The sequence below is a fragment of the Methylibium sp. T29 genome, from assembly GCF_000576205.1.
Taxonomy (GTDB): Bacteria; Pseudomonadota; Gammaproteobacteria; order Burkholderiales; family Burkholderiaceae_C; genus Methylibium; species Methylibium petroleiphilum.
Genome location: NZ_AZND01000194.1, coordinates 1 through 6,327 on the forward strand (window position 1 = coordinate 1; position 6,327 = coordinate 6,327).

Annotated in this window: 9 protein-coding genes, 1 other RNA gene and 1 riboswitch; of the genes, 6 read left to right on the forward strand and 4 right to left on the reverse strand. The window is 71.3% G+C overall.

Translation table 11 applies throughout. The features are described 5' to 3' along the window. The 3 genes from x551_RS17050 to x551_RS17060 form a co-directional block, all read right to left on the reverse strand. Positions 1-452 (reverse strand): helical backbone metal receptor (locus tag x551_RS17050; RefSeq protein ID WP_036249710.1); only part of this gene is annotated, 452 nt, incomplete at its 3' end. 11 nt (positions 453-463) lie between these two features. Further along, positions 464-1,057: a bifunctional adenosylcobinamide kinase/adenosylcobinamide-phosphate guanylyltransferase gene (locus x551_RS17055; protein ID WP_051495839.1), complete on the reverse strand. Its 594-nt coding sequence runs from the start codon at positions 1,055-1,057 to the stop codon at positions 464-466. Between the two features lie 10 nt (positions 1,058-1,067). Further along, complete coding sequence (locus x551_RS17060; RefSeq protein ID WP_036234343.1) at positions 1,068-3,068, reverse strand: TonB-dependent receptor; 2,001 nt, start codon at positions 3,066-3,068, stop codon at positions 1,068-1,070. A 69-nt stretch (positions 3,069-3,137) separates the two neighbouring features. Continuing rightward, a riboswitch (cobalamin riboswitch) is annotated at positions 3,138-3,385 on the reverse strand. 48 nt (positions 3,386-3,433) lie between these two features. Between x551_RS17060 and x551_RS17065 the strand changes: the two genes are divergently transcribed. The 6 genes from x551_RS17065 to x551_RS17080 all read left to right on the forward strand — a co-directional run bounded on the left by x551_RS17065 (position 3,434) and on the right by x551_RS17080 (position 5,521). After that, a complete protein-coding gene (locus x551_RS17065; protein ID WP_011829903.1) occupies positions 3,434-3,670 on the forward strand; it encodes a hypothetical protein in 237 nt (78 codons plus the stop codon). Further along, complete coding sequence (locus x551_RS17070; protein WP_011829904.1) at positions 3,667-3,993, forward strand: cell division protein ZapA; 327 nt, start codon at positions 3,667-3,669, stop codon at positions 3,991-3,993. Before x551_RS17065 ends, x551_RS17070 begins: the two co-directional genes overlap by 4 nt. 37 nt (positions 3,994-4,030) lie before the next feature. After that, positions 4,031-4,212, forward strand: a non-coding RNA gene (gene ssrS, locus x551_RS24590) — 6S RNA. A 33-nt stretch (positions 4,213-4,245) separates the two neighbouring features. Continuing rightward, positions 4,246-4,710 (forward strand): EVE domain-containing protein, encoded by a 465-nt coding sequence (locus x551_RS17075; protein WP_036234346.1) that lies wholly within the window; start codon positions 4,246-4,248, stop codon positions 4,708-4,710. Next, positions 4,710-4,832, forward strand: coding sequence for a hypothetical protein (locus x551_RS27945; protein ID WP_256363996.1), 123 nt, complete (start codon positions 4,710-4,712; stop codon positions 4,830-4,832). The genes x551_RS17075 and x551_RS27945 overlap by 1 nt, the downstream gene beginning before the upstream one ends. Next, the gene (locus x551_RS17080) at positions 4,799-5,521 is read left to right on the forward strand and encodes a sulfite exporter TauE/SafE family protein (RefSeq protein ID WP_253950407.1); all 723 of its coding nucleotides are present in this window, start codon (positions 4,799-4,801) and stop codon (positions 5,519-5,521) included. The genes x551_RS27945 and x551_RS17080 overlap by 34 nt, the downstream gene beginning before the upstream one ends. 27 nt (positions 5,522-5,548) lie before the next feature. On the opposite strand, the gene x551_RS23655 is transcribed toward x551_RS17080, so the two are convergent. Next, a partial coding sequence (locus x551_RS23655; RefSeq protein WP_051512110.1) for a GGDEF domain-containing protein occupies positions 5,549-6,327 on the reverse strand: 779 nt, incomplete at its 5' end.

The window sequence follows — 6,327 nt, forward strand, 5'->3', positions numbered from 1 at the left end:
CACACCGGCGCGGCCGCGGCCGGCGTGCCGAGCAGCCGCGCCACGGCGTGCAACGCACGCTGCACGCCGGCATGGTCGCGCGCCTCCAGCACCACCAGCTTGAGGCCCAACGCTTCCAGCCGCTCGATCACGCGATCGGACAGGGCCAGCAGCACCACGTCGGGCTTCAGCGCGACGATGGCTTCGATCTGTGCATCCTCCAGCCCTCCCAGCTTGGGCAACGTGCCGACGCCGGCCGGCCAATTGGAGAAGCGGTCCGTGCCGACCAGCCGCGCGCAACCGCCGAGCGCGCACACGCTCTCGGTCAGCGAGGGCAGCAGCGTGACGATGCGCTGCGGCGGCACCGGCAGCGTCAGCGTCACACCGCGGTCGTCGCGCAGCTCGATGGGCGCCGCTGCAGCGACGTGCAGGCCCAGCGCCCCCAGCAGCACGAGGACGCAGCACCGCAGCATCGAAGACAGGCTCACGGATCCGCCCGCCTCACCGGCAGCTCGATGCCGGCGACCATCAGCGTGACCCGTGCGCACTGCGCCGCCACTGCCTGGTGCAGGCGGCCGAGGTCGTCGACGAAGCGGCGCGCCTCGGCGCCCAGCGGCGCCAGGCCGAGGCCGATCTCGTTGGACACCAGCACCACCGGCCCGCGCGCCGATCGCAGCGCCTCGCACAGGTCGGCGACGTGGCGGTCGAGTTCGGCGTCGGTCACGGCCGCGCCCTGCATCGGCATGCGCAGGTTGGTGAGCCACAGGCTCAGGCAATCCACCAGCACCATCCGATCCGGCTCGCTGTGGCGCCTCACGGCAGCGGCCAGCTCGCGCGGCACCTCGTCGGTCGCGAGACCGGGCACGCGCTCGGCGCGGTCGTGTCGGTGTCGGGCAATGCGCGAGCGCATCTCGTCGTCGCCCGCCAGTGCGGTGGCCAGCAGCACGGCCGAGCGGCCGGGCAGCGCCAGCCAGTCGGCCGCGCGCGACTCGGCGCAGCGCGACTTGCCGCTGCGCTGGCCACCGAGGATCAACTCGCCTGTCCCGCTGCCCTTCGGATGACCGCGCCGCTCGCCCATGCGCCTCCCGTCAGAAGCTGACCTTGACCGATGCCGCGAAGGTGCGACCCGCCTCCGGGTAGATCGAGGTCGTTTCGCCGCCGGCCGTGCACCCGAAGGCCTGCGTGTAGTACTTGCGGTCCGTCAAGTTGACCACGCCGAGCGCGAACTCCGCCTGCGTCCAGCGATAGGCGTAGCGCAGGTCGGCGGTGGTGCGACCCGGGATGCTGCAGACGTTGGCGAAGTCCGGGCTCTGCGAGGACACGTAGTTCACGATCGCATCGAGCTTGTGCGCCGGCGCGGGCGTCCAGTCGGCCCGAAGGGACAGCGTGCGCTCGGGTGTCAGCGGCACATCCTGGCCGTCGTAGGCGCCCTCGGTGAAACGGGCCCGCCGCAGCGCGCCGTTGACGCGCAGGTTCAGCGCCTCGGTCAGCGCCTGCGCCAGTTCGAGCTCGACACCCTGCCGGCGCGTCGGGTCGAAGTTGACGTTGGCGCCGAACGGCCCGAACGGTCCGACGCCGTTGGGATCGAAGCCGATCTCGTTCTTCAGCGAGCTGCGGTAGACGCGCAGCTCGGCGCTGCGGCCGGCAGCACGCCAGCGCACGCCCAGTTCGGTGTCGCGTGAAGTCTGCGGCCGCAGCGGCACGGCCGGATTGGTGAAGCTGAACTCGTCGACGTTGGCGAGGCGGAAGCTGCGGCCGACCCGGCCGTAGACCGCGCTGTTCTCGGACAGCGGCTGCAGCACGCCCAGTTCCCAGGCGCGCTGGCGGTCGTCGATGCGGTCGACCGTGCTGCTGACCGCCTTCTCGATGCGCTCGGTGCGCACGCCGGCGCTCAGGCGGGTGCCGCCGCTCAGCGTGAGGTCGTCCTTCAGGTAGTAGCCGGTCGAGGACTGCTCGCCCACCGAGCCGAAGGCGCCCAGCACCGTGCGTTCCCATTCGTTGCGATCCACGCCGAACACCACCGCGTTGACGACCGACGCGAACTGCGTGCGGTTGCGCACCCGCAGCGAGTAGTTCTTCGCGTCGACGTCGTAGTCGTAGGCGAAGGCCCCGTTGCGGCTGCGCAGCTCCTTGTCACGCCAGCCGGCGTCAAGGCCGAGTTGCCAGTCGCCGCCGAGATCGGCCTCGGCGAACACGCCACTGCGCGTGTTGCGGATATCGGCGTGGTCGTTCGGTGCGGTGGTCTGGCTCGGGTCGGCGGCATACTGCGCCGCAGTCAGCGCGCCGGGCAGCCCGGTGTCGAGGTCGTCGTAGGCATGCCGCAGGCCGACGCGCAGCCAGTCGTTGCGCCACTGGCCGGTGAGCGATGCGCCCTCCGTCTCCGAACGGAAGTTGTCGCGATGGTTGTCGGTCGTGCGGCGGTTGGCGGCCGCATCCAGCGAGAAGCCACCGGCCTCGAGCGTGGCGTCGGCGCGCAGGTCGCGCAGGCGATCGCTGCCGGCGGCGGCGTACACGCTGGCCCGGTTGCGGCGAGCTGTTCCGTGACCCGCCTTGGTGGTGACGATGATCACGCCGCCCGTGGCGCCCTCACCGTACAGCACGGTGCCGCTGCCGCGCAGCACCTCGATGCGCTCGACCGAATTGATCGGGATGCCGGCCAGCCGCGTGCCGCCGAGGTCGCCCTCGTTGATGCGGATGCCGTCGAGGATCACGACCTGGTTGTTGTCGGACGTGGTGCCGAAGCCGCGCAGGTCGAGGGCGTAGTCGCCACCGCCGTAGAGGTCGAGCCGACCGGGCACGCCGAGCAGCTTCATCACGGCCTCGTTCACCGTGGACACGCCCGAGTCGGCGATGTCCTGGGCGGTCAGCACGCTGACACCGTACGGCAGCGTCGCCGAGTCCTCGACGAAGCGGCTGGCCGTGACCAGCACCGGCGGCAGCTTGCCCGCCTCGGTGACGGGCGCGGATTGCGCGCTCGCGATGCCGCTGGCGAAGCCCAGCAGCGACAGCATCAACAACGGCGCATGCGGCAGCGCCCCGAGGCGAACAGGAATGCGAGGCGCGGTGGCCTCGAAGGGAGTGGCAATCATGGAATGACCAACGATGAAATCGTGCGCGCCAGCTTCCCCGCGGGCGCCCACCTCATGACGCGCCGCTTGCGCAGCACGCCTCCCGTTGGCCGGTATCCGGGCTGGCGGAACGACCCTCGCGACCTTCCCAGAGCCGGAGACTCCAGTGGCATGTGCGCGAGAGCGGAAACGTGAACGCAGGCGTTCTGGCTTCGTCCGCTGACCGTTGCGGGGGCAGCGCAGGCTGAAGGAGCACCCGGTGGGTCCCCCTCCTCTGCTTCCCGTTTAACTGCGCCGGCGTGAACGCCGGCATGAGCACCAACAGCCTGCAGTGTAAGCGCGGCCCGGGCCGCCCCCTACAATCGACGCGTGCAGTGAGGAGAGGCATGGCGACGATCGAAGAACTGGCCGAACGCGTGGAGCGGTTGCTGCTGCGGCACCAGGAACTCCAGCGCACGCACGCGCTGACCCTGGAGCAGCTGGCCGGCGTCAATGCCGAACGCGACTCGCTGCGCTCCCGCCTCGCCGCCGCCCGCCAGCGCGTCGAGGCCCTGCTGGATCGCCTGCCGGCCAGCGAACCGGTCGCCGAGGCCGGCCCGGAGACCGGAAAGACCGCCGAATGAAGCAGCTCGAAGTCACCATCATGGGCCAGAGCTACATCCTCGGCTGCCCCGACGGCGGCGAACGGGCCCTGCTCGAGGCCGTGGGCAACGTGGACCAGGAGATGTGCGCGATCCGCGACGCCGGCAAGGTGCGCGCCCGCGAGCGTATCGCGGTGCTCGCCGCGCTCAACCTCGCCTACCAGCTGGCCGAGCGGCCGCTGGCGGCGGCGACTCCGGCGCGCAGCGCCGGGCAGGCCGCGCCGGACCCTGCACACGGCATCGACATCGAGGCCCTGATTGGGCGCATCGACGAGACCCTCGGGCGCGACGGTCAATTGCTCTGAAACGCCGGTTCGTCAGCGCTGGCGGCGTACACTGATCTCGTCCGTCGCGTTCGCGGGAGTTTTATATTTCCTTGAACCGATGCTCATATGAGCCCGGGCTTGGAACATTGCGAAGCGGGCGTGATCGTCTCGCGTCAGATGAACCCGAAGCTTCGTTGACCTCGCCCACCTGAACTCCCCTGGGTTCAGGAATGCGACTCCCGGTTCGCGGCGGACACCTTTCCCCGTTGCCCTTCCCGACCTGCTGCCGCCATGGCGTACTGGCTGATGAAGTCCGAGCCCGACGAGTGCTCGATCGACGACCTGGCGCGCGCGCCGGGCCGCAAGCTGCCGTGGACCGGCGTGCGCAACTACCAGGCGCGCAACTTCATGCGCGACGATTTCCGGCCTGGCGACGGCGTGCTGTTCTATCACTCGTCGTGCCCGCAGCCGGGCATCGCCGGGCTGGCCGAGGTGGCTTCCGTCGCGCACACCGACGCGACCCAGTTCGACCCGGCGAGCCCCTACCACGACCCCGCCTCGAAGCCCGAGGCACCGCGCTGGTTCGGCGTGGACGTGAAGCTGGTGCGCAAGACGCCGCTGCTGTCGCTGGCCGCGATGCGCGCGGCACCCTCGCTCGCGACGATGCGCGTGCTGCAGCGGGGCAACCGCCTGTCCATCACGCCCGTCACGACGGCCGAGTGGCGCGCGGTGCTCGCGCTGCTGCCGCCGGCCTGATGCTGCTCGCCTGGCCGCTGGTCGTCGAGCTGCTGCTGCTGGGCGCGGCGCCGGCTTCCTGGCCGGCCTGCTGGGCGTCGGCGGCGGCATGGTGCTGGTGCCCTTCATCACGCTGCTGCTGACGCTGAAAGGCTTTCCGTCCGACCTGATCGTGAAGGTCGCGATCGCGACCTCGCTCGCGACGATCTGCTTCACCTCGCTGTCTTCGGTGCGAGCCCATCATGCGCGCGGCGCCGTGCGCTGGGACATCGTGCGCCGCCTCGCACCGGGGATCGTGCTGGGCTCGCTGCTGGGGGCGCAGGTCGCGAAGGCGCTGCCCTCGGCGCTGCTGGCCGGGCTGTTTGCGCTGTTCGTCGGCTTCTCGGCGACGCAGATGCTGCGCGGCGGCAAGCCCACGCCGGCCCGGCAGTTGCCACCCGCGCCCGGACTGTTCGGCGTCGGCGGCGTGATCGGCGCCGTGTCGGCGCTGGTCGGTGCCGGTGGCGCCTTCATGTCGGTGCCGTTCATGACCTGGTGCAACGTGCCGATCCACAACGCCGTGGCGACCTCGGCCGCACTGGGCGTGCCGATCGCGCTGGCCGGCACCGCCGGCTACATCGCCGCTGGCTGGAACCTCCATGGGCTGCCGCCCGGCACGCTCGGCTTCCTCTACCTGCCGGCACTGCTGGTGGTGTCGACCGCCAGCGTGATGACGGCACCGCTCGGCGCGCGCACCGCACATGCGCTCGACGTGCAGCAGTTGCGTCGCGTGTTCGCGCTGCTGCTCTACGCCATCTCCGGCTACATGTTCTGGCGCGCCCTGCAGGGCTGAGCCCGCGTTCCGGCGCGCGCCCTGCGGTCAGCCGACCGTGGCCCCGCCGAAGGCGATGCTGGCCAGCGCCACGTGGTTGCCGCCACGCTGCACGGCCTGCGCCAGCGCAGTCTCGGCGGCGTGCAGCAGACCGGCCTGCGTCTGCGCGGTGTGCGGGAAGCTCGCGAGCCCCATCGACACCGTGAACCGCAGCGCCGCGCCGCCCTTGGGCACGAGCTGCGTTGCGCACTGGCGGCGCATTCCCTCCATGCGGGCATGGGCCGTCGCCAGGCCCATGCCGGACAGCAGCAGCGCGAAGCGCTCGCCCTCGAGACGGCACGGGGCATCCATCGCACGCGTATTGCTGCGCAGCAGCCGGGCCATCGCCTCGAAGACGCGCTCGCGACCGGCGTCGTCATGGGGCGGGCTGCCGGCGGGTGGCGCATCGACGTGGATGTAGACCACGGCGAACTCACGGTGCTCGCGCAGCGACAGGTCGATCTCACGGCGCAACTGGTCGTCGAACTGCTCGCGACGGCCGATGCTGCGCACCGGCTCGCCCGACGCGTTGCGGTTCTCCGCATCGCTGCGCAGCGCCTCGTTGGCACGCTGCTGCTCCTCGAGCTGGTGCAGCGCCTGCTGCAGCTGGCCGGACAGGCGGGTGCGCTCGCTGCGCTCGACCCACACGCCCAGCAGGGCTCCACCATCGAGCGGCACGCGCGCACCGAGGAACTCGCGCCGCTCGCCGCCGAACTCGAGGCTGTGTTCACTGACGCTGGCGCCGGGCCGGGCCAGCGCGGCCTGATCGGCGGCGCGCAGCGCGCCGG